The organism is Facilibium subflavum, assembly GCF_003574485.1.
GTDB lineage: Bacteria > Pseudomonadota > Gammaproteobacteria > Francisellales > Francisellaceae > Facilibium > Facilibium subflavum.
Window position 1 is genome coordinate 1 of the sequence record NZ_QLIT01000182.1, and the last position, 2,763, is coordinate 2,763.

Sequence of the window (2,763 nt, forward strand, 5' to 3'; positions counted from 1 at the left end):
AGAGGTGCTCAATGTATGTAGAAGTGTGCATCAACGTCATCCTCGCTTGGCGGGAATGACTGCACTGAAAATATTTATGTGACCAACCAGGCAGAATGAATGAGAAGTTCTTGAAGGAATATACAAAAGTAGAAAGTGCGTAACTTAGGTTATTAAAAGCATTCCAGGTTAAAAATGTGTTCTGGCATTAAATGCATGAAGCAGAGTCTGCTGATCAAGATATTCAAGCTCACCCCCAAATGGCACACCATAGCCAATCCTGCTGATATGACATTGATGTTTTACCAGCATATCTGATATAAAATGCGCGGTTGTTTCACCTTCTACAGAGGGACTTAGCGCCAATACAATTTCGCACACACCTTCATTGACAACGATTTGCTCAAGTGTAGGCAGCTTGAGTTCATTCGGCCCTACACCATCAAGTGGTGAAATACGCCCATGCAATACAAAATACTTCCCCTGATAAACAGAAGCTGATTCAATTGCAACCATATCAAGCATACTCTCGACAATACAAAGCTGTGTATGGTCACGTTTTTGACTTTGGCATACAAGGCAAATGGGCTCATCCGTAAGGGTTTGACAACGCTGACAGTGTTTGACGCTTTCCAGGGCATCCTGGATGCTATTTGCAATGTTTCTGGCACCCTGGCGATTTTTATCCAAAAGCTGAATAGCCATGCGCTGTGCTGTCTTTTTGCCCACACCAGGCAAGCTTTTTAATGATTCAATTAACATTTGAATTTTAGGCGAAAAAAAATCATGCATGGTCAGTTCATTGCTTTTATTAAGGTTATTATCATCGACAGTATCTTTTCTACTTAAAGGCAGAAAAGCAATCCACTATTGTAAAATCTAGAATGGGAATTTAAATCCAGGTGGTAAATTCAAGCCTTGTGCAAGCTCAGACATATCACCTTGCGTTTTTTCTTCAACACGGCGAACAGCATCATTAACAGCAGCAGCCAAAAGATCTTCAAGCATTTCCTTATCTTCTGAGAGTAAGCTTGGATCAATCTCAACTTTCTTCACATCGTGCTTCCCTGTCATAATGACTTTTACCAAGCCTGCGCCAGCACTGCCTTCAACCGTAAGGTTCTGCAACTCATCTTGCTTTTTTTTCATTTGTTCTTGTATTTTTTGTGCCTGCTGCATAAGCTTGCCCATATCCGGTTTCATCGCCACACCTCTATTTTAACTGTTGTTTTCAAAATCACGTGTTAGCTTAGAGTTTTTATGCGCAAATTTCAACTATTTTATCAGATGATTAACCCAGGAAACAACATGCTCAGTAGCGGCCAGATGTGCAACACCTTTGCCATGGGACGACATTTCAACCAAACGTTGTCTATTTAAATCCATCGCTCGAATAAATGCAGCTAATTTCTCCGCATTAAAGTAGCTTTCTCTGATGCAAACTGCAGCCTCAGCTTGAACAAGAAACTGTGCATTGTGATATTGATGATCATCAACTGCATGTGGAAATGGTACAAAAAAGGCAGGTATACCTGCTGCAGCAACCTCTGATACGGTGGAAGCACCTGCTCGACAAACAACAATATCTGCCCATGCATAGGCCTCTGCCATATTATCAATAAAAGGTGTAACTTTTACAACTGTATGAGCATCAAGCCCCTGCTCTTGATAACGCATTAATGTTGCCTCATAATCACCTTGACCACTTTGATGCCAAATATTAACCTGCCCGCCTGTTGGCAAATTTTTCAGCACCATAGGCAACGCCTGATTCAGGCGTTGTGCACCTTGGCTTCCACCCAAAACCAAGACATTTAACATATGTTTATAAAAATCATGGTCTTTATCATGAAGCGCACGGATCTCATCACGAATCGGATTTCCAATCACCTGTACTTTTTTTGACCGCGAAAAACCTTTTACAGGAAAGGCACAAAGCACCTGATTAGCAAATTTTGCCAGTGCCTTATTCGTCATACCTGGTTTTGCATTTTGCTCATGGATAATCAAAGGAATAAATAAGATTTTAGCTGCAAGACCACCTGGCCCTGATGCATAACCACCAAAGCCTAATACAATTTTTGTCTTACGCTTTTTCAAAAACCACATCGCCTGTAAAATTGCACCACATAGCGAAAACGGCATAAAAAGCTTTTTAAACAATCCTTTTTTCCTCACCCCTTTAATACGCAAAAAATCTAAAGGGAACCTGTTCTCAACAAGCTTCTTTTCCAAACCATAGCTTGTACCAAGCCACGAAACCGTCGCACCTTGTTTAACCAGCGCATCAGCCACGGCAAGTGCCGGGAAAATATGCCCACCTGTGCCACCTGCCATAATAACGATATGTTTGTTTTTTAGCGCATGATGTTCATGTTGATTTTGCATCTATAAACCTTCTTAAATTATTAAAATATATCACACTACAGGACAGTAGCTGAATCAACGCTTTATTTTTAGCGGTTTTCATGGCATTTTTGTTTCGCCAAAAACTTAATAAACAATGCACATGGAACACGCCAAAGCACTTGAACAACTACTGTTACAATATTTTAACCATACTCGTCATACTTTAGAATGCCTTTCGCACATTATTTTGGGATTATTTGTCGTGCAAAGTGTTAATCTTGCTAAAATTTCGAAGACATTTGCAACATACAGCAAACAAGCGTCCGTTTACAAGCGCATACAACGGTTTATGAAGCGACTGACATTTTCTCCACAGGCGTTATATCATATGATTTGCCAAGTGTTTGAGCTGCAAGGAAAAGTGACCTTATGTAT

The 2,763-nt window shown here is 40.4% G+C and carries 3 protein-coding genes and 1 pseudogene; 1 reads left to right on the plus strand and 3 read right to left on the minus strand.

What is annotated here, in order from left to right; genetic code table 11:
* Positions 1–168 precede the first annotated feature (168 nt).
* The 3 genes from recR to murG all read right to left on the minus strand — a co-directional run bounded on the left by recR (position 169) and on the right by murG (position 2,367).
* A complete protein-coding gene (gene recR, locus DNK84_RS10555) occupies positions 169–771 on the minus strand; it encodes a recombination mediator RecR (RefSeq protein WP_119344479.1) in 603 nt (200 codons plus the stop codon).
* Between the two features lie 87 nt (positions 772–858).
* Complete coding sequence (locus tag DNK84_RS10560) at positions 859–1,182, minus strand: YbaB/EbfC family nucleoid-associated protein (RefSeq protein WP_119344480.1); 324 nt, start codon at positions 1,180–1,182, stop codon at positions 859–861.
* A gap of 72 nt (positions 1,183–1,254) precedes the next feature.
* On the minus strand, positions 1,255–2,367 hold the full coding sequence (gene murG, locus DNK84_RS10565) for an undecaprenyldiphospho-muramoylpentapeptide beta-N-acetylglucosaminyltransferase (RefSeq protein WP_119344481.1): 1,113 nt from the start codon (positions 2,365–2,367) through the stop codon (positions 1,255–1,257).
* A gap of 121 nt (positions 2,368–2,488) precedes the next feature.
* On the opposite strand from murG, the pseudogene DNK84_RS14685 reads away from it, so the two are divergent.
* Positions 2,489–2,763 (plus strand): annotated as a pseudogene (locus tag DNK84_RS14685) (hypothetical protein); the annotation flags it as partial.